Origin of the sequence: Spiroplasma endosymbiont of Seladonia tumulorum, assembly GCF_964020235.1 — a bacterium.
Classification (GTDB): domain Bacteria; phylum Bacillota_I; class Bacilli_A; order Mycoplasmatales; family Mycoplasmataceae; genus Spiroplasma.
This window is the reverse complement of sequence record NZ_OZ026545.1, coordinates 555150-575465: the sequence shown is the minus strand read 5'-3', so window position 1 is coordinate 575465 and position 20316 is coordinate 555150. Positions and strand designations below refer to the sequence as shown.

27 protein-coding genes and 1 other RNA gene are annotated in these 20316 nt (G+C 26.4%); 10 read left to right on the top strand and 18 right to left on the bottom strand.

Annotated elements, in window-relative coordinates; translation table 4 throughout:
* Positions 1 to 205 precede the first annotated feature (205 nt).
* From AACL22_RS03725 to AACL22_RS03685, 9 genes are all read right to left on the bottom strand, one after another.
* Positions 206 to 505 (bottom strand): hypothetical protein, encoded by a 300-nt coding sequence (locus AACL22_RS03725; protein ID WP_338989700.1) that lies wholly within the window; start codon positions 503 to 505, stop codon positions 206 to 208.
* A 20-nt stretch (positions 506 to 525) separates the two neighbouring features.
* Positions 526 to 2106 carry an endo-beta-N-acetylglucosaminidase gene (locus tag AACL22_RS03720; RefSeq protein WP_338989698.1) on the bottom strand — a complete coding sequence of 527 codons (1581 nt, stop codon included), beginning with the start codon at positions 2104 to 2106 and terminating at the stop codon, positions 526 to 528.
* A gap of 48 nt (positions 2107 to 2154) precedes the next feature.
* Positions 2155 to 2445, bottom strand: coding sequence for a hypothetical protein (locus AACL22_RS03715; protein ID WP_338989696.1), 291 nt, complete (start codon positions 2443 to 2445; stop codon positions 2155 to 2157).
* Between the two features lies 1 nt (position 2446).
* Positions 2447 to 3220, bottom strand: coding sequence for a hypothetical protein (locus tag AACL22_RS03710; protein ID WP_338989694.1), 774 nt, complete (start codon positions 3218 to 3220; stop codon positions 2447 to 2449).
* 73 nt (positions 3221 to 3293) lie between these two features.
* On the bottom strand, positions 3294 to 3512 hold the full coding sequence (locus AACL22_RS03705) for a hypothetical protein (protein ID WP_338989693.1): 219 nt from the start codon (positions 3510 to 3512) through the stop codon (positions 3294 to 3296).
* Positions 3482 to 3982 carry an ATP-binding cassette domain-containing protein gene (locus tag AACL22_RS03700; protein ID WP_338989691.1) on the bottom strand — a complete coding sequence of 167 codons (501 nt, stop codon included), beginning with the start codon at positions 3980 to 3982 and terminating at the stop codon, positions 3482 to 3484. Before AACL22_RS03700 ends, AACL22_RS03705 begins: the two co-directional genes overlap by 31 nt.
* Positions 3983 to 3984: 2 nt before the next feature.
* Positions 3985 to 4248 (bottom strand): hypothetical protein, encoded by a 264-nt coding sequence (locus tag AACL22_RS03695; protein WP_338989690.1) that lies wholly within the window; start codon positions 4246 to 4248, stop codon positions 3985 to 3987.
* A gap of 61 nt (positions 4249 to 4309) precedes the next feature.
* A complete protein-coding gene (locus AACL22_RS03690) occupies positions 4310 to 4519 on the bottom strand; it encodes a hypothetical protein (RefSeq protein WP_338989689.1) in 210 nt (69 codons plus the stop codon).
* 48 nt (positions 4520 to 4567) lie between these two features.
* The gene (locus tag AACL22_RS03685; RefSeq protein WP_338989688.1) at positions 4568 to 4741 is read right to left on the bottom strand and encodes a hypothetical protein; all 174 of its coding nucleotides are present in this window, start codon (positions 4739 to 4741) and stop codon (positions 4568 to 4570) included.
* A 194-nt stretch (positions 4742 to 4935) separates the two neighbouring features.
* On the opposite strand from AACL22_RS03685, the gene AACL22_RS03680 reads away from it, so the two are divergent.
* A complete protein-coding gene (locus AACL22_RS03680; RefSeq protein WP_338989686.1) occupies positions 4936 to 5106 on the top strand; it encodes a hypothetical protein in 171 nt (56 codons plus the stop codon).
* Positions 5107 to 5424: 318 nt separating this feature from the next.
* Here AACL22_RS03680 and AACL22_RS03675 read toward each other — a convergent pair whose 3' ends face one another.
* The 8 genes from AACL22_RS03675 to AACL22_RS03640 form a co-directional block, all read right to left on the bottom strand.
* The gene (locus AACL22_RS03675; RefSeq protein ID WP_338992989.1) at positions 5425 to 6234 is read right to left on the bottom strand and encodes an AAA domain-containing protein; all 810 of its coding nucleotides are present in this window, start codon (positions 6232 to 6234) and stop codon (positions 5425 to 5427) included.
* A 196-nt stretch (positions 6235 to 6430) separates the two neighbouring features.
* A complete protein-coding gene (locus tag AACL22_RS03670) occupies positions 6431 to 7165 on the bottom strand; it encodes an ABC transporter ATP-binding protein (RefSeq protein ID WP_338989685.1) in 735 nt (244 codons plus the stop codon).
* Positions 7166 to 7191: 26 nt separating this feature from the next.
* Positions 7192 to 7575 (bottom strand): hypothetical protein, encoded by a 384-nt coding sequence (locus AACL22_RS03665; RefSeq protein ID WP_338989684.1) that lies wholly within the window; start codon positions 7573 to 7575, stop codon positions 7192 to 7194.
* 49 nt (positions 7576 to 7624) lie between these two features.
* The gene (locus AACL22_RS03660; protein ID WP_338989683.1) at positions 7625 to 8047 is read right to left on the bottom strand and encodes a hypothetical protein; all 423 of its coding nucleotides are present in this window, start codon (positions 8045 to 8047) and stop codon (positions 7625 to 7627) included.
* Between the two features lie 6 nt (positions 8048 to 8053).
* Positions 8054 to 8302, bottom strand: a complete 249-nt coding sequence (locus tag AACL22_RS03655) for a hypothetical protein (protein WP_338989682.1) — start codon at positions 8300 to 8302, stop codon at positions 8054 to 8056.
* 811 nt (positions 8303 to 9113) lie between these two features.
* Positions 9114 to 10388, bottom strand: coding sequence for a hypothetical protein (locus tag AACL22_RS03650; RefSeq protein WP_338989681.1), 1275 nt, complete (start codon positions 10386 to 10388; stop codon positions 9114 to 9116).
* 187 nt (positions 10389 to 10575) lie between these two features.
* On the bottom strand, positions 10576 to 11205 hold the full coding sequence (locus AACL22_RS03645) for a hypothetical protein (protein WP_338989679.1): 630 nt from the start codon (positions 11203 to 11205) through the stop codon (positions 10576 to 10578).
* Positions 11206 to 11277: 72 nt separating this feature from the next.
* On the bottom strand, positions 11278 to 12030 hold the full coding sequence (locus AACL22_RS03640) for an MFS transporter (protein ID WP_338989678.1): 753 nt from the start codon (positions 12028 to 12030) through the stop codon (positions 11278 to 11280).
* 135 nt (positions 12031 to 12165) lie between these two features.
* On the opposite strand from AACL22_RS03640, the gene AACL22_RS03635 reads away from it, so the two are divergent.
* The 4 genes from AACL22_RS03635 (at position 12166) to AACL22_RS03620 (ending at position 14835) form a co-directional block, all read left to right on the top strand.
* The gene (locus AACL22_RS03635) at positions 12166 to 12429 is read left to right on the top strand and encodes a hypothetical protein (protein ID WP_338988774.1); all 264 of its coding nucleotides are present in this window, start codon (positions 12166 to 12168) and stop codon (positions 12427 to 12429) included.
* Entirely contained in the window at positions 12396 to 13442 is a 1047-nt protein-coding gene (locus AACL22_RS03630) for an IS3 family transposase (protein WP_338992988.1), read from the top strand. The genes AACL22_RS03635 and AACL22_RS03630 overlap by 34 nt, the downstream gene beginning before the upstream one ends.
* Before the next feature lie 524 nt (positions 13443 to 13966).
* Positions 13967 to 14251: an HU family DNA-binding protein gene (locus AACL22_RS03625; protein ID WP_338989676.1), complete on the top strand. Its 285-nt coding sequence runs from the start codon at positions 13967 to 13969 to the stop codon at positions 14249 to 14251.
* Between the two features lie 23 nt (positions 14252 to 14274).
* Positions 14275 to 14835, top strand: coding sequence for a DnaD family protein (locus AACL22_RS03620; protein WP_338989674.1), 561 nt, complete (start codon positions 14275 to 14277; stop codon positions 14833 to 14835).
* Here AACL22_RS03620 and AACL22_RS03615 read toward each other — a convergent pair.
* Positions 14810 to 15181, bottom strand: coding sequence for a Holliday junction resolvase RecU (locus AACL22_RS03615; protein WP_338992986.1), 372 nt, complete (start codon positions 15179 to 15181; stop codon positions 14810 to 14812). The two genes, AACL22_RS03620 and AACL22_RS03615, sit on opposite strands and share 26 nt — an antisense overlap.
* A 206-nt stretch (positions 15182 to 15387) precedes the next feature.
* On the opposite strand from AACL22_RS03615, the gene AACL22_RS03610 reads away from it, so the two are divergent.
* The 5 genes from AACL22_RS03610 (at position 15388) to AACL22_RS03590 (ending at position 20313) form a co-directional block, all read left to right on the top strand.
* Positions 15388 to 15714, top strand: a complete 327-nt coding sequence (locus AACL22_RS03610; protein WP_338989673.1) for a DivIVA domain-containing protein — start codon at positions 15388 to 15390, stop codon at positions 15712 to 15714.
* A gap of 46 nt (positions 15715 to 15760) precedes the next feature.
* Positions 15761 to 16129: RNase P RNA component class B (gene rnpB / locus AACL22_RS03605), an RNA gene on the top strand.
* Between the two features lie 141 nt (positions 16130 to 16270).
* On the top strand, positions 16271 to 17197 hold the full coding sequence (locus AACL22_RS03600; RefSeq protein WP_338989672.1) for a hypothetical protein: 927 nt from the start codon (positions 16271 to 16273) through the stop codon (positions 17195 to 17197).
* A gap of 101 nt (positions 17198 to 17298) precedes the next feature.
* Positions 17299 to 19206: an ABC transporter ATP-binding protein gene (locus tag AACL22_RS03595; RefSeq protein ID WP_338989671.1), complete on the top strand. Its 1908-nt coding sequence runs from the start codon at positions 17299 to 17301 to the stop codon at positions 19204 to 19206.
* 192 nt (positions 19207 to 19398) lie between these two features.
* Positions 19399 to 20313: an alpha/beta fold hydrolase gene (locus AACL22_RS03590; protein WP_338989670.1), complete on the top strand. Its 915-nt coding sequence runs from the start codon at positions 19399 to 19401 to the stop codon at positions 20311 to 20313.
* The last annotated feature ends 3 nt before the right edge of the window (positions 20314 to 20316 follow it).

The following is a 20316-nucleotide window of genomic DNA, read 5'->3' as shown; positions in this document are numbered from 1 at the left end:
AATTATGGCGTTTTATGGCATATTCAACATTTGGATTAGTAATATCAACACTATTAGTTTGTTGGTTTGTCGCAGTTGTAATGCTAAATTAACCAACATTAAATTTAAATTCTTCTTTTTGTGGTTTAATTTGTAACCCAATTTTTGAAATCCGATTTGTTTTTGTCACATTTCCAATGCGGTTTAAATCAAATGAGATTTTTACTTACCCATCTTTTAATTTTTCAGTTTGGGTTGGACTAAAAGTTTGTCCCGATGATTCTCCTGTTGTTTGATTAGTTGTTGTAATTCAAAAATTAACATTAGCATTACTTTTATCATTCGAACCATCATAATAAATAAAACTAGCTTGATGTTGATCACTAATTAAATTAGTTCCCATAATATCTCAATCATAAACTTTACCTTGCTTTCATTTTGCTGGTAAAACTTTTCCTAGCCCATCAAAACCACTACCAATTGCAATTGAATTTCCTTTTTTATAAACATTATCATAGTCATACACCCCAGTAATCTCACTAATATTTAGAGGTTGATCTTTTTTTCTTCATCATAAATTTTCCATTGATAAGTTGGAAGAATGTCTGTTAAGCGCCGATTTGTCCAAGGATAATCATTCGCCACAATAGCATTTCCTTGTTCATCCCGATCAGCAAACTTAATTCCACTCCCCATTGAAAAATTAGTCGATTTATTTAAAACTTGATTTTCATCAAATAATGTTGTTCTTTCTTGGACTAAACTCCCAACGCCAAAACTAGTTGAATTATAACCATTGTTTGATTCGTAATCATAAATATTTTGTTTCAGAAAATCATTAACTGGGCCCTTATTTTTTACTTTAATACGTGGATCAGCCGCAAATGCTGCTGCAGTAAAGTCAATTTTTGGATCTAACTTAGTATAATCATTACATAACCGATTTGCTTGTAAACCCGTATCTTTATCACTAATAAATGTATTTGTTCCTGAATAATGAATCATATTAAATAAGTTTGAAACCTGTGTTGCAAATAGAAAAGCTCTTGTTTCATTATGAAAACCTTGTTTTTTAATTCAATTATAAGCATAGCCCCCAAAGATAGAAGCCCCGTTATCCATATATGATGAAAAACTTGTATAAACATTTGGATTAAATGTTGGACGCCCTGTATGTGCTGATAAAGCATAAGCTAATTGGCGAAAATCATAGGTACCATAATATTTTGCATTTGTTCATTCATCAATCATTGTATATAAATCCGATGGACGATAATTTGGATTTTCTTTTAAAAAGGTTCTTGTTTTATCTGGCGTTTCTCCAAAATTTAATTGTACTTGTGTTGGGATAATAACCCCATTTCGTGGATAACCAGTTGTTGTCATTTTAACTGTTTCAGCATCATCATAACCAGTTACACTTTTTGAAACAGTTGCATCATTACAATAATATATAATTTGCAATTTTTTAATATCGGGGTCTGTTGCAGTTCCAACTTTATAATTAAATTCTTTTAAAATTTGGTACATTTCATTATAATCTAAAATGGTTCCATTAGGAGAACTCCCATTTGCTTCATTGTTAATAAATCAGCCATCAAAGCCATTATATTTGGCAATTTTGATTAAAATATCAACAATTTTATATGTTCCATCAGCATTGCGTGCTAAAAAATCTTTTAACATTACTCGAGTTAACTCATGATAACCATCTAAAAAGACATTACCATAAATTGGAGTCCCATTAATATGTGCTGCGTCAATAACATCAGCCGGTGGCGGAATGATTGGTCCTTCAAATCATGAACCAGATCAATTAATAAATTCATTTACATATTGTCAGTTCAAGTTAGTATTTTCAAAGGGATTTTTTGTACCAACAATTGTATTATCAAAAGTTCGATGTTTACGAGATGAAAATCCTAATTGATTATAATTAACATTCCGATTTTGTTGTTTTGAATTAACCGTTGCAACAAAAGTACGTTGCTGTAATGGGATTTCTGCTTGATTATATTTTGCATCATAATCTATTGCTGGATCTCAATTTAAAATTGAATTAAGGCGTAAGTACTTTTGCGCAGCGGAAGTAATGCCAAAATCTGCAGCATAATTACCATTTGGCATAAAACCTTTGTTCAACGGTACACCCGTTACTGCTTGCTTACGAATATTTTAATCTCATTGAAAGCCAGTACTAAATTTTGAATAATCCCAATATGAATTTAAATATTGCGGGTTAACTGTTCCAAAATCAACTTGTTCACCTTTACTATTTAAAATATTTTGTGAATTTTTATTATCAAATAAAATACCATCACCATATTCTGACCTTTCTAAATTAAAATTAGGTAACCTTTTTAAATAAATACTACCATCAAGATTTCCAATCGTACAAGCGACAGTTAAAGTAACCGGGTTTGTTATTAATGTCATTAGCCCCAAATAAGTAAATATTTTTTTCATCTTATTTTCCTTTCATTCCTCAATTAAAATAATGCTTTGCCAAATACCCAAATAAAGCAGTAAAAACGATCATCCCCAGTAGTGGCTGTCAAAGACTAGTAAATGTAATAAAAGAAACGGTATTATAATCCTGAATAATTTGACTAATGCCTAACGGATCCATAAACTGATAAGATGTAATTAGCATATTAAATCAAATAAAATATTTAGCTGGGCATAAGTAATTAATGATAATAAAAAACCAATGATGATTAGTAATTGTTGGCTGAATTATTACATCTGAAAAAGTAATAAAAAATAAGGTAACAATAGTTAAAATTGCAAATGACAAATTACGACTTGATAATGCTGTTGCTAAAAAAACATACAAAACAGTTAGAAAAAAAGTAAACAAAACAATTCCAATAAAATATAAGATTCAAATAAATGGTCTAATATTGGATAATAATGCAATTCTAAACCCAAAAATTGAAATTAAAGCATACAAATTATATAACGCAATATTTAATAAAATTGAAATTGTTGACAATGTTAAATTTAAAAGAAAAATTACAAAAATAACATTATATTCTGTCAAATTAATTAGTTTAATTCGTTTTAAAAAGTTCTTTTTTCGTCATTCTAATAAATAGGCACCTAAATAAAAACTACTAGTAAAAACTGAAACAGACAAAAAATTAATTAAAACTGGTGGTAAAACAGCATAATAACTATAAGTATTTCAAAACCATGAACAAATTGCTGATAAAATGACAGAAAAAAGAAAAACAAACATATATGTGCGGGGATTTGTAAAAATAGCTTTAAACAATAAATTATTAGTTTTATTTAATTTTGAAAATAATGGTTTAAATTCAAATTGTATTTTCTAATTCATAGCCGACAACATTCTCAAAGTAATTAACTAACATTTTCCGTAAACTACCATTATTTTTAATAATTTCTGTAATTAGTTGGTCACTATAAATTTCACCATCTTTTAAAAGTAAAACCCGGTCACAAAGTAATTCAACTTCTTCTGGGGTATGTGAAACAACTAATAAATTAATTTTTTTTCGTTTTTTCAACTTTTTAAAAAATTAACAAGTTTAATTTGCATTTTTAAATCTAACCCCGTAACTAATTCATCTAAGACAAAAATTTCTGGATCATTTAAAATTGATAAAAAACAATTAAAACGTTGGCGTTGTCCACCAGACAAAGCTGAAATTTCTTTTTTTAACAAATTCTTTAACTCAAAAACCTCAATTAATTTTTGTCCTTCTGGAGTTGTTAAGTAACCACGTCCTTTATAAAATTTAATTAAATCCATAGGAGTTGTTCCTGAAGGCCAATAACCATCTTGAAATTGTACCCCAACCATTACCTTACCACTTGAAGGTTTTAAGACACCAGAAATAATTTCAACTAAGGTTGTTTTTCCACTCCCATTCGCTCCTAAAAAAGCGACTGATTCACTTTCTTTAATTTCTAAATTAATATCTTTTAAAACATGATTTTTCCCATAATGTTTACTAATATTTTCTAAAATAATCATTTTTAATTTTCCCTCCCAAAGACAATGTTATAAACTTTATCAATCATATTTGTCATCACATAATCAAGTTTTAACCGTGGTTTTACTTTTGCTGCAGCAACTGGGTCAGGCCCTTGTGTTCATAACGAATTCCCATCCTTATCACGAGGAACTAATGATCCAAATACATAAAAAACAACATCAATTGATTTTTCAATTGTTCGACCTAAATCTTGAATCCAAATTTTTGCTCATTGAAAATAAAATCCCGCTTGAAAATACTTCATAACTCATAAGTTTAAATACTCACTCGGATTAATATTATTATTAGTTAGATCAAGAATTTGATTAATTGATACTTCAATAAAATATGATCGTAAACTTAAAGCCATAAATTTTTGCATATCATAAAAAAACAATCTTTTGCTCAATATAATCATTAATTTTAGCAAGGGGCAGACCAATTTCATCATAACCAGGTTTACCAATGTTGCCTTCCGCTGTATCACGATATTTATAATATTCATCACGATAAAAACTATAAAAACCATCCATCATTTTCTCATTTGTTGCAACAATTTTTTGTTGAGTATCATTATATAAAAATTATCAAATTTTTAATTGACTCATATCTTTTGCTGGTCAACCGCGACTTGGCTCCACAATTTGTTTTAAATCATCTGATGTTTTAAAACTATTATTTGTAAAAAAATTAATAATACTAGCAAGTGGAATAATTAAAAATGAACTTATTAAAATAGCTCAGAAGTATTTTTTCATATTTTTTCTCCTTTTGTTTAAAGTGCTTCAATAATTTACAAACTGTTCATATTGAACTATGCTTAATTATGACAAAAAAAGCAAGTAAATGATAACCCTGCTTCAAAAATTACTGTTCCTAATTTTACTTTGATGTGTATCCCTAAATGAGAACAGAAAAAAAGATAAAATACTATTCAGGAAGAATTTAAAAAATGGCACAAAAAAAACAAAAATTTAATAAATATGACCAAGAATTAAAAAATCAAATTATACAAGAATTCTATCTTAGTCATTATTCATACAAACTAATATCAATAAAATATTCGATTCCAATTGAAACATTGCAATATGAATTAGTCATTATATTCAAATTTTTCACTTAAACAATTTATCTATTATTAAATTTGCATTAGAATTATTGTTACTTTTTTTAGGTTTTGGGCAAGAACATGTGTGAGATTTTACTTTCACTTTGCATTTACTTTTTGCCATTTTTTCTACCTCCTTAAATAAATAATATCAATATATCAAAATATATAATTGTTGCTTTAAAACAAGTATGTAATAACATACAAGAAAATTTAAAACGCTAAAAACTATTAGAAAATTAAATATTTTTGTACAATTATTGAATTAATAAACTTAATGTACTTAATTTACACTTATATTTACAATTTATATACAACTAATACACATTTACATTAAATAATTAAACTTTTTATTTCATTAATTATTTTTTCTTCATTGTCAAGTGAAGTTGTTTTAATTCTATAAATTTTAATTCCATTTTGTTCAAGAGCTCTATCTTTAACTTGGTCACGTCATGCTTGAATTGAATTATTATGTTGTTGTCCATCAACTTCAATTGCTATTATTGGTTTTTTTGAAATTTTATTAAAAATTAAAAAATCTAAATGTGCTCACGGATGATTAATAAATTGCTTTTCTCTATTATTAAAACCATCTTGATTTTTAATAACTAATTTTAAATTATAAAACATTGTATATTCAATATCTATAATTTGATTAACTAATTGATCTAAAAGTTTTGAAAAGATATATTCTGATGTTTGGCCAATAAAACCATTAAACTCTTTTTGTTGTGTTTCTATTTCATAATTACTAGAAGATAGAGCAGCAAAAACCCCAAGCCTATGTTTAAAAACAGTTTCTCCCTTATATAAAACATTAATATAATTAACTAACCTTGTAATATCATTGCTTTTATTAGTTTCACTAATTCTTTTATTAACGACAACAACAAGTTCGTATTTAGCACGAGATACAGCAACATTTACCGAATTAGCCTTTGATGAAAATTCTAAATTTGAAACTTTATCTTGTGTTGTACAATAAATAATTTTTTTCTTATCTCTTCCCTGAAATTTATGAACAGTGTCAATCTCAACATCTGTTGAGATTGACAAGCTTAAACTTTTAATTTTCTTTGATTGTTCTGTATAAGGAGAAATGACACCAATATCGTTATACTTATATTGATAACTAAATATGTTACAAAAATTGGGGCAAAAAGCAAATACATTATTCGAAAAAAAAGAAAAGTAGCACTCCCACTTTTAATGACTTGTTCATAGTTTAAAAAGAAAAAAGTAAAAAAGGTTCATGTTATCACAAAACCAAAAAATAACCATAACCACATTATTTTTGATTTAAAATTTTTTTTAAAACAAAATAACCACAACTTCATTAAAAAAACAACTCCTTTTCTTCAGGTTCTTTTTGCACTTTTTTAAGCTGATCATAATATAGTTTTTCAAGGTCTTCTTGTTGATAATTAAAATTTTTACTACATAAAATTTGCCCTTTCTCAAGAATAACAACATAATTAATTAACGATTCTAATTCTGACAAAATATGGGAAGCAATAATAATTGTTATTTTAGGATTTCTTTGATGTAATTTAAAAATTAATTCACAAACCTGTTTTCTAGTCTCTGGGTCTAAATTAGCTGTTGGTTCATCTAAAATTAATAAATCAGGATCATTAATTAAACTTAACGCTAATAAAAACTTCTTTTTCACTCCACTGGAAAATTTAGCAAAACTTTTGTGGGCATGCTCAGTTAAATCAAAATATTTTAACACTTTCGGAATTAGTTCATTTGCTTTTTGGTAGTTAAGTTTTGTTATAAAAGCTTGATAAAATAAAATATCTTTTGCACTTATATTACGTTGAAACGAATTATTTGCAGGTGCAAAACCAACTTTTTTTGAATTAACAACAAAATCATCATATTTTAAGGTTAAGGACTGATCTTTTTTAATTAGCCCTAAAATAATCTTAATTAAGGTTGTTTTCTCTGCTCCGTTTGGACCAATCAAGCCAATAATTTGGCCGTCATCAATATTTAAATTAATATCTCTAAGGATATTTTTATGTTTATATTCAAAAAATAGTTTTTTGCACCTAACTTTAGCCATCTGTTAAACGTCCTTTCTTTTAACTTTTAATTTTCTAGTAGTTGAATTTTATTTTCTAATTTGTTAATATTAGCATTTACTTTCTTCAATTGTTCTTGTAAATTTACTAATGTTTGCTCAATGTATTTTTTTAAATGAAATGTTGTTTTAAAATTCTTAATTACTAAGTATTGATTGCATCAGATCCCAATATTAGTTACATTTTCAATATTAAATCCCTTAACCTCTTTTACTAGATTATGTTTATTTTTAAATTTAATACTAGCATCCTGATATACACATCAACCATCAGAATCTTTCGTTGTTTCACCTAAATGAATTCAAATTGAACTATTACTAAAATCATCACTAAGATTATCATAAAAAGATGGGAGATTACGATAGGATATTTCATGATAAATATCAGGCATTGTTTCTACTTAAAATGCCCAGAGATTTTGTCCACGATAAACATCATAATTAAAACTTATTTTTTTTCAATTTTGGTTGATAATATTGTAATCAATTAAAGTTGCCCTTTCTTTTTGCATGAAAGTTATCTCATTTATAAGATTCTACCTCTGTTATTCCAATTTGAGCAATTTCAATCTCTTTTTTTAATTCATTAACTTTATTTTGTAAAATTTTAATTTGTTCTAATTTAATTCTAATAATATTGTATTTTTCATCACTAGTAATATTAATTAAATTATTTATTATACTAGTTAATTGCAGAATAACTGCATCTTTAAATTGAATCACTTCAAATAAAAAACTAATAATGCTATCCTTGTTGTTAAAATTAAAATTACTTATCCGATTAATTAGTTCATTACAGCGAGAAATTAAATGTGAGATTTGTGCTGGATCTTTTTTACGAATAGTTTCTAATATTAAAATCATATTTTGTTAATTGTTATTAACTTTGTCACGAATATCACTATTATAGTCATACAATAAATTAACCATAAATGCTTTATCATTAGCTGTTGTTAATTCTTTTTTTAATTCATACAACCGAGTGATTATCCCAATGTTCTTATAATTTCCCTCTGCTAAAACTTCATCAATTTTATTAATTAACTCTCTTGTAAAAGAAAGACTATTAATACTATCATTTTGTAATTTCATAAATGTATTAATATATGTTTGTAACAAAATTAAATCATTATTTATTAATGTTATTTGTTCTTTAGCGATAATTATGTTCTTTAAATCATTATTTTGTTAAAATTGATAATTTGGCGGAACCACATTCATTGATGTTGCCATAAGAATGGCTGTTAACAACATCTTTTCCATAATATTTGTCCTTTCTCTATTTAATAGTAAATATATTTTCATAGTAAATTTCTTGAAAGTTAATATTACGGTAAAATTATTTTTTCATTGCTAATTCTAAGTTGCATTTAAATTTTTTAAATGATAGTTTAATTTTATTATAAAATAAAAAACAATATAAAAAGGATTCAATAATATAATTATTTATTCTTTTTGAGGTTGTCCTATGACAAAGAAAAAACACATTCATACAATAAAAATTGCAGCATGTGCCATTGGTTATCTACTATACCAATTTATTACTAAATTATTCAATTTATAAAATTATACAACCTTAAATTCTAGTATCTGTAAAAATCTAAAGTCACTATCATTAATATTCCTTTCATCATCATTAGAATGAAAAAAGAAACTATAGCCAAAACTATTATAATAAAAGTTTGCATAATAGTGTTGAGGCATGGTGTTTAACCACTCTTGGTACGAGTTATATATTTCATTATCGTATAATTCTATTTCGGGATGAAATAATTTAATAGTAAAAACATTATTTTTAATTAAATTAACTTTATATTTTTTTTACCAGGATTTGATATGAAAGGACTAAAATACGGTTTTTCTAATGAATCTAATGTGCTTTTAAAAAAATTAAAAATTGATTGAAAAATTGGTTGAAGGCTTATTATGTTTATTTTTTTTCTAAAACACTAGCACTTTCAACTAATGCATCAAACTCATTTTGCCGCATTTTAAAAACAAGGCGATGATACTCATTATATGTTTCTAATTTATAATAATGTCAAAAAGCCATTATCACCTTAGCAAATTCTTCTAACTTTTCGTGAACTTTATCTTTTTCCTTTAATATTTTAACTGGTGATTTTAGTTTTATTCTAGAAAAATTACATTTAAATAATAAATTTTCAATTGTAAAATTAACTGGAATAATGCTTTTTATGTTTCCAAAATAATAATACTTTTCTTCACTTAATATCGCTGCTTTTTTTATATAAAATTTTAAAAAGTTTTCTGGTGTCAATTTATCAGGGTTATACCCCTCTCCCGCTCACATCAAGGTAGAATCCGATTTGCGAAAAGGAAGACGATTAGATCTCTCTGTAAAAGAGTTAGAAACTGATTCAAAGTCAAAGAATAAAAAATTAATATTATTAAACAAAAAATTTGCTTCTTTTAACTTATTTTTAATATTTGTTCTTAATATATTTACCCTTCTAACAGCATCTAAATTTACTTCTGCTGGTACAATAAGCCTAAAATTTTGTTCTTTTAAAATATTATTAACAAACATAATAAAATACTCATCAAGTTTATCTTGCACATTAGTCAAGGCATCTAAATTATTACTAATAGTCACTAGATTATCAATCTTATTCTGGAATGGTTGTATTTCTTTAAACCTAACTTCATAAGGAATATTAACTTCCATTGTAATTCCCAACAGTTCTTGTGAAGTACTTTTTAATAACTTTGCGATGTTACCAAAATTAATATTATACAAAGTAAATGAAATATCATCCTCCATTAAGAGTAATGGCATTGAATTAGGATAATAATTTGAATATTTATTTTGTAAACTTTGATTTAAATTAGCAAACTCTGCTTTAAAACCAATAAATAACTGCGTTAAAAAACGATATTTATTGATTTCTTCTCTTCTGAGAGTTAATTCATTATCTTTTGTTTTTACTTCTTTAACTAAGTTTGTAAAAAATATTTCTTGGTCCGGATAATTCTTAATATTAACTGTTGATTTTGATTTTCATCATGTTACAAAATATTGGTAGCTTTCTTTTTTAATCTTATTTAAAATGTCAAGATCTTGATTGGCATCTAAGTCATTTTCATCAATATCATGCTTCACTCGTGTTTTACAACTAGCAACCCGCAAACTACTGCCAAGTCCTAAAACGAGAACACTAAAAAAGGTTAATAACTTTTTCATCAAATTGTTCCCTTCCCTTTGTATGATATTTATTATTATACTAAATAAAATAAATAAAAAAAGTCTAGGGTCTCCTTTAACAAGTTAGTTGCTTAAAAAGGATGTTCTAGAAATTATTTGTGTTATTAATAATAATTTTATTTTCTGCTATAAAATAAAAACAATATAAAAAGGATATTTCTATCTCCTAAATATTGCCTAATTCTCTTCAATGGAATGATGTTTTATTCAACTTCTTAATTTCTTTTTTATTTAGAAGATAAACTACAACTCCACAAAGTAAACCAAGCAAAGCACATCCAATCGTAATCAGTAATAAGATTTGTAACCCTTGTAGATTATATTTTTGATTTATATCATCTCAATTACCAGCTAATTTACCAATTTTTCCTGCTAAATAATTAAATCAAGCATCGGGGGTAAAAGCTAAAAATGATATCACAGCTAATATACTAGCATAGCTATTCTTTTCCATTGGTAATTCACCAATTTGAACAAATCGTAATGTTAATAACGCTCACCCAATACAACCAATAAAGATAAATAATCCACACATTATAATATGAAATAAGATTTTAATTCCAGCTTGTTGTTGATTAAATCATGCTTCACCTCACCCTGGAATTAAGGTAAATAAAATACAAGCTAAGATGCCAATTAATAAAATAAATATTAAACCTAAAACATATGATTTTCATTTATCTGATAATTTACCAACTGGACTAGCAACTAAAAAGCGTAAACCATACGATCTAATTCCGCCAAGGACAGCAACAATCGTTGTATTAATCCCAATCACAGTTAAAACATCTTTCATATAATACGAAAAGACCGATTGAAACATATACATCCCAAATACAAAAATTCCACATAATCAGACACGCAAGAATTAAAAAGGTCGTAATAAGTTAAAAAAATGCTTACTAAATTTAATTATTTCTTTTTCTTCACGTTTTTTCAGTGTAATAAAGATTAATGCTAAAACTCCCATTAAAATTACCATCCCACAAATAAAATATGCAAAGATTAAAAATGGCGCCGTTTCAGTTACACCGGTTGATTTAGTTGCTTCTGTAACTCCCGTTGCCGCTCCACCAATAACTAACACTCCAAACAAACCAAGAATGCTGCCTTGTAACCCATAGGCTGCTTTTTGTTTTTCTTTTGGCACATTTTGCGAAACTAATTTCCACAATGGATTTCAAAATAAACCCGCAATTGAAATTCCTCATAATAAGTAAATAACATATAATTGTCCTAATCGAATTCTTTTATCCATATCATCAAAAATTGGTAATGTTAAAGTAGTCCATCATATCCCGACTAACCCTGTTATGAATAATGCTACTACAAACATAATCTTTGCATTCAATCTGTCTGCTAAATATCCCCCTGGGATCCGAGTTACCAACGCAGTTAAACCATAAATCGAAATAGCAATATCAAATTTTGATTGATTTAACTTTAAGTAACTAGCAAAATCAGGGATGATATATCGTAAATATAAAACCCCACTAAAAACAAATAAATCTGCTAATGATAAGATTGTAATAATTCCAATGCTTTTTCTACTTAACCCATGTGTAAAAAAATTAATAAATTTTTGTTTTTTCGTAAGAGCGGCTGTTTCTTTTTTATCCATTATTATTCCTACTTTCTTCCTACATTTTGTAAATTAATTATGGTAAATATAAAAAGAGAACTATAGAGTGCACCCCAAAAAGTAAGTAAAATAAAAAAAGATTTTGCTAAATTTTTATAGGGGGTGCATTTTTATATGGCAAAAAAAGGACAAAAATATAACAAATATACATCAGAATTTAGAACAAAAATCATTGAGGAAATTAAACAAAAAAGTTGTTGAATAGTAGCAAAACAATATAATATAAATGCAAATACAGTAGAATCTTGATGAGCAAATCATAAAAAAGGAAAATTAAACAATCCTAAAGGACCTAAAATTTCTTTTGCCAAAAGAAATTTAGAATATTATAAAACAAGGTATGAATTATTAAAAAAGCTCCATGACTTTTACAATTAAGCAAACTAAGAATTGTCTCTTTTATTAAACAAAATTTTTGTGAATATTCAATAAAATTATTACTAGAAGTAACAGGGTTAAAACGTAGTTATTGAGATAAATATAAAAATTATGACAGTAGCAAAAAAGATAAAAAAGCAATAAATGATATTGTAAAAGTCTATGAAGAAAATTTAAAACAATTTGGTTATCGAAGAATTACTAAATATTTAAAGGAAGATTATGGTATAAAATATAATTCAAAAAAAGTTTTAAGAATTATGTGTGATAATCAAATACAACCTGAATATGTAAGAAAAATGAGAAGAAAAATGAAATATAAACAGAATAAAGAAAAAAGCTTATTGCAATATCCTGATTTAATTAATCGTAAATTCAATGATATAAAAACAAGGTTTTCAGTACTATATACTGATGTAACATATTTAATTTGAAAAGGAGAAAGATATTATCAATCAACAATTATTGATGGATATACTAAAGAAATAGTTGATGTAAAGTGATCTAAATATAATGACAATAAATTAGTAATGGATAATTTAAATGATGCAATTAATAAAATAAAATTAATAAAAAAAGATCTGAATGGAATAATAATTCACTCAGATCACGGATATCAATATACATCCACTATTTATCACGATAAATGTTTATCTAACAGTATTACAATTTCAATGGGAAAAAATTACCACTGTGCAGATAATATTGTTATAGAAAGTTTTCATTCATTACTTAAGAAAGCTACAATCCATAATAAAATATATAATTCACATGAAGAATATATACAAGATGTTATAAAATGAAATACATGATATTCAAATCGTAAAGAAAAGGATATAATTAAAAAAATAGTAAATACTTTTTTATTAGTACTTACTAAAATGGGTGCACTCTACTCACAAGTTCTTTTTTTATTATCTATATTTTACATAAAAAAAAGACTTTTGCAAGTCTATATTTTTGTAATTTTCTTCTGCCTTTTTAGATTTACAATATTATCATATCATCATTAAATTTAATGTCAATAATTTACTTTTTTTTATTGTATTATGTAAATATTTTAAGAAAGGATAGAAAAAAATGAAAAAGTTTAAACATTTAAGTTTTATTGAAAGATGTAATTTAAAAGAAGCGTTAGAATCTGATATTTTTAAGAAAAAATAACACTCTTAATATATCAAAAATAGCAAGATATATAGGTCGTAGTAAAAGTACTATAATTCCATTAATGAACGCTCATCCTAAAATAGCAAGGCCAACTATTGCAAAAAATAGTTTATAAATTTGCTTTCAAGCTAATTTTATTTTTAAAATCATTGATAACTATTTTTCCTTGTTTTTTAGTTTTTTGTAGTAATTTAATATCCTGCATTACTACTATAATATTGTAGCATTGATTATTTTTAAAAATGCTTTATCAAATCAGAAAACTTTATTAAAATAATGTTTTTATTTAAAAAGGTATACATTTTTATAAAAATTGGGTAAGATAATATAAACCTAAATTTATACAAGGTTTATTAGAAGAGGTGTAATTATGTCAAAAAAAGAACTAGCAGCGCAAATTGCCGAAAAATTTACTGATGTGTTATCAAAAACACACGCAGAAGAAATTACAAATTTTGTTTTTGATCATATTAAAAATGCTTTAGTTGCTGGAAAAGAAGTTTCAATTGCAGGATTTGGGAAATTTGCTGTAACTGAAAGAGCAGCAAGAGATGGAAGAAATCCATCAACAGGTGAAACAATTAAAATCCCAGTTTCTAAATCAGCTAAATTTAAAGCAGGTAAACAATTAAAAACTGATTTAAACAATAATTAACAATTAGGAAAGATTTAATTGTTATGTTAAATAGTTTATTTAACAAAGGAAGTATTAATAAGTGACGTTTTTTGTTAAGTCATTATAAATTAATAAATTTGTCAGAAGAACAGTTAGTATTAATCATGTTGATTATGAACTGTTCTTCTTCTGAAAAAAGGTTTATTACGCCATTAGAAATTGCAAATCATTCTAATTTTAGTGAAGCTCAAGCAAAAAAGATGTTAGATCATTTGAAACAAGCTGGTTTTATTGATATTAAAATGAAAAAAGGTGTTTTAGAAATGGATTTATCCCCAATTTTTAATAAGATCATTATTGCAATTGAAAACCTAGAATTAAATGTTGAAAAAAAGATTTTATTTGAACAAGTAAATCAAATTTTACAGCATCCTTTAAATGAACACGAAAAAGCAACTTTAAATACTTATTTAGAAAATAAAATTTCTGATTTTCAATTAACCCTAATTATTAATAATCATCAAAATGCAAAACTAACTTTTAAAGAATTACTAAAGTTTATTGATAATTATCTTAAAAATAAATCAAAATCATTAACTAAATATAATTGATTAATTGATTAAGAATTGGTTCGAAATCAAGAAAATTAGGAAAAACTAAAAAAAGTTCATGGCCATTTTCAATAAAATATGAAAGTGGTATTTGTTTTGTTGGCATTAATTTTATTCACTCTATTAATTTTTGATATGATAAAATAAAATAACGATCATAATAATGAAAGTAAATAATAATAAAACTAATGCCATAATGATTATGAACTGATGCTAATTGTTGTAATTGATGGGTCTTAAGATTGTTTAAATTAAATTTTTGTTGAGTACTTTCCTTTGCTTCAAATTCAATATAATAACCTTGATAAAGTCCATAATAATCACATCCAGTTTTTGTTTTAAAATAACTTTTTGTGATTAAATGCTGTTGTTTTTCAAGCGGGGTAATATTTACTGGTCGTTTAAAAAAAGACCAGTATTATTATCAAAATATTTTTGAATAGTATAATTAAGTAAAAATTCTAAAAACATGCCACGATTATTGGGTAGATACATTTTTGTTTCCTCCTTCAATAATTAATTATCAAAAAAGGAAGTTTGTTCCTTGCAAATGAGGTGTAAAAAATGAAAACAATTAAATTACGAGCAACGGATATTATTAATAAGGAATTCCAAGTTGATTATCAAGGCTATGATCCAAATGAAGTTGATACATTCTTAGATATGGTTGCGACAGATTATCGAGTTTTTGAAGGAATTACAAATGACTTTAATAAGGAAATCAAGTACTTGCGTCAACAATTAAATGTTTTGCAAGATAAAAATGATGTTTTAAGAGCTCAGCTTGATGAAACAAAAGCTCAAAAAGCCCGCTTAGAAGAAGAAGGTTTTTCAAAAGCGGATTTAATAAAGCGTATTCATAACTTAGAAGGAAAAATAAATAACGATTAGATTTATTTAATTAATTTCTAAGATATAGTATAATATACATGAGTTATAACAGAACTAGTTGCTATTAACATCCTGTTAATAGAGGAAACTCCACGCTCGCACAATCTGTGATGATTGTAGTGTTTGTGCTAATTTAATTCATAAAATTAGGCATAAGGTTACTTATGACGGCTGAAAAAAATCCTACGTTATTATTAAATAATATGGAGTTTTTTCTATAAAAGTGCCACAGAAACGAGTTTTTAAAGAAATTTAAAAAATGGAACGGGTAAACCCCACAAGCGAGAAACCTAAATTTTGGTAAGGGAACTTCTTGTTTTGAAGCAGAAAAAACAAGGGGATCAATTTAATAATTGATAGATAAATAACTAGTATTTTATTTCAAAAAATAAAAAACAGAACGTGGGTTATGATGTTGTAACTTTACTAATAAAAATAGATATTAATCTATTTTTTTGTTTATGTAGTTATAATTTATTTTTATAAAACTAATAATTTAACTTGACTTTTTATAAAAATAAATTATAATTTTTATAAATAATAAAGGAAAAAAGAAATGAAAAAAAATACTAACGATGTTTTAACAATGCAAAATGATAAGATTTGAACGCGGATTAAAAAGTCAGTTTTTCATAAGGAATTATATAATCAGAGGTCAATTACGTTTAAAATTGCTGCTTCTGCGATTTTTTTAGCGATGGCCGTTGGATTAAGTTTACTAGAGGTTTTTAGTGTTCCAACTCCTTGGGGGGCAACGTTTGGTTTACGATTTTTTGCTACTTTAGTAATTATTTATTCAATTGCAATTGTTGGATTAGGATTTGCTTTATTAGAAGGAATTGCATTACCTTGAATTCATAATTTAATTGATGGGTATCATACTTGACTTGAAATGGCATTCTTTATGATTTCTAATATCTTAGTTGTGTTCGTAACTTGATTTGTTTACTATATTTTATTTAATGCTTGTCATAAAATTACTGTTCCAGAAAATGTTGCTGACCATACTATTCATGAATATCATCATGTTAAAAAAGCGCATGACCATCATCATAAAATTGTTAATATTAAATGAGGGAAAAAAATCTTGGCATTTACTATTATAGTGCCAATATGTGCTTTAATTGAAGCAATTTCATTTTTAATTGTTGCAAAGATTTTAGTAAATATGGGTCATACGCATCCAGATGCTGACCATGCTCATGTTCTACACGATAGCTTGAAGATATTAGATCCGACAGGGAATATAATAAGTAATCCGATTGATTGGTCTAATCAAGTTACTGTTGCGCATGCTGGTCATGATGATGACCACGATAATAGTGGGATGGCATCTATTTTTGAGTCATGACAACATACTTTAATTTTTATCGGAATTTTCTTTGGAATTTTTACCGCTAAATATATTATAAACGCTACTTTATTTTTATTATTAGAACAACGAACAAGACAATTAGTTGATCGATATGGAATATATGTATAAAAACTTTTTTAAAATTTTAAAAAAGTTTTATTTTTTTGATATAATACATTGATAAGAGAGCAAATATTAAGCTCGCATTTTTTAAGAAATGAGGTGAGGTTATGGGGAAAATTAAAGAATTAATTGATATTAATAAAATTGAAAAGAATTTAGATTACAATGAATTACATGAAAAAAATCAAGCTCGTAAACAAGAAACGCCATTAGAAATGATGAAACGAATCAATGAACCTCGAATTGGTTTTTTTAAGTTAGTTGCAATTTATTACCGTCGTTATTTATTACGTTCATTTACAATTTTATTTGCGTTAGTACTAAGTTCAACTTCAATTGTTATAATGACTTTTTTAATTAACCAATTAATAAGTGAAATTTTATTTGAATTTGGAGATAATCCAAGTTCAGTCACAACAGGCTTACGATGATATATATGATTAATTATCATTGGTGTTGATTTATTAATTGCCGTAATTACAACAAATATTCGTGAACGAGTAGGTGGAATGCTAGGGCGGAATATTGAAATTGATGTTCGTAATGCGGTATTAAATAATTTAGTTAATTTAAACATTGGTTATTATTCTGATAAAAAAATTGGAGAAACAATGACTAAATTAATTAATGATACACAAGTTATTGGGGATGAATCACAATTAACCCCAGCTAACTTAATTAGTATTCCAATTATATTTATTGGTAGTGCAATTTCATTATTAAATATTGATTGAAAATTAGCATTGATTTGTTTAGGATCAACAGCATTATTTATGGTTGCTGTCGCAGTAACTTTCCGTTCACAAGCATCAGAAACAGAAAATGTTCGTGCTAAAATTACAGATGTTAATGGAGATGTGACCGATCGAATTGCATCAATTGCGCTAATTAAAGCAACAGGGACAGAAGAATATGAACGTGTTCGTTTTGAACAAATTCATAAAGAATATTACCGTGTTAATCGTCGTTTAAATCGTATTCAAGCACGAATGACAACAATTATTATTTTATGTGCATTAAGTTTAACAGTGATTGTTGTTTTAGCAAGTATTATTTTATATGGTAATAAAGGAGCAGAACATACTAATCGTATTATGAAAATGTTGTCAGCCTTTATTACAGGGGTTAATACTTTGGCATTTCCAATTTGAACTTTAACTGGATTAGTTCCAGGATTAGCACGTGCAACAGCTTCAACAAAACGAATTATTCAATTAATTCGTGTTGATACAACCATTGATCCAAACCGTAATGCGCCTGAGATACAAGAAGTTAAAGGTGATATTATTTTAAAAGATATTGTTTTTGAATACCCTGAAAAATCAGGTGTTATTATTTTGCCTAAAACAACAGTTACATTTGAAAAAGGAAAAAGTTATGCTTTCGTTGGAGAAACTGGAAGTGGTAAATCAACAATTTCAAAATTATTATTACGTTTCTATGATCCAACGAGTGGGGAAGTTATTGTTAATAATACTAATCTAAAAAAAATAAATTTAGCAAGTTATTTAACACATGTTGGTTATGTTGAACAAGAACCAAAAGTTTTATTTGGGGATGTAATTTATAATGTTAAATACGGAATGTTTAATGCAACAGATGAAAAAGTAGTTGAAGCTTGTAAAAAAGCCAACCTGCATGATTTAGTAATGGGTTGAAAAGATGGTTATAATACTATTTTAGGAGAACGAGGGTTTATGTTATCAGGTGGACAAAAGCAACGCCTAGTTATTGCCCGAATGATTTTAAAGAACCCACAAATTTTAATCTTAGATGAAGCAACAAGTGCTTTAGATAATATTGTGGAAAAAGAAATTCAAGCTGAATTAGAAAAAATTATGGTTGGTAAAACAACAATTTCAATTGCGCACCGATTAAGTACAATTAAAAATGTTGATCAAATTTTTGTCTTAGGAAAAGGGCAAGGAATTATTCAAAATGGTAAGTATGATGAGTTAATTGCAGTTGATGGTCCATTCCGTGACCTTCATCGTGCTGGTAATCAAGGCAAATAAAAAAGTGTTTAAAATAAACACTTTTTTATTTGCAAATCATAAATTTATTTATAATAGATTAGCTAATATTTTTAGAGTGAGGATTGAGCTATTCAAATGTTTATAGAAATTTATTGTATAATTTACTTATACATTAATTAGGAAGGATAATATTGTAAGAGTAAAAAACTATTTTTATGTTAAATTGAAAGGATGATGAAAATAAAATTTAGAGAATGGAAACATACCTTACGGGATGATGTTGAATTACATATGTATGAATGGAAACCTGATAATGATAAAAACATTAAGGGGATTGTTCAACTAGTTCATGGTAGTGCAGAGCATGCTTTTCGTTATAATGATTTTGCTAAATTTTTAGTAGCAAATGATTATGTTGTCATTGCTGAAGATCATCGTGGGCATGGAAAAACAGCTCTGTCTTCCGAAGATCTTGGTTTCTTTGCCGAAGAAGAAGGGCGAGAAAAAATTATTGATGACTTATATGAAGTAACAACTTATATTAAAAAAAGTTATCCAAACCAACCAATTGTAATGTTTGGTCATTCAATGGGTTCTTTTATAATACGTCATTATGCAATAAAATATGGCACAAATATTGCGGCATTAGTTATTTGTGGGACAGCACATTACTCAAAACGATTGTTAAAATTTTCAGTTAAAATGGCTAAAATTGAGCAAAAAATGAAAGGACCAAAATCAAAGGATAATTTTATTTATAAATTTTTTTATGCGCCATTAAATGCTCGTTATAAAAAAGAAGGCAATTTAGGAACTGAATGATTATCAACAGATAAAACAGTTCAAGAAGCTTTTGCAAACGACCCATTAACAGGACAAGTTTTTTCAACAAGTGCTTTAAAAGATATGTTTACAGGATTGTTGTTTATTACAAATAAGAAAAATATTAAAAATACACCAGATAACTTGCCATTACTATTTATTGCAGGTGCTGATGATCCAGTTGGAAAATATGGAAAGATGGTTATGAAGACTGTTGTTTTATATAAAAAGGCAGGAAAAAAGTTAAAGTCAAATTATATCCAAATGCTCGTCATGAGATTTTGAATGAGCCAATTAAAAAGGAGATTTATCAAGATATTTTAAATT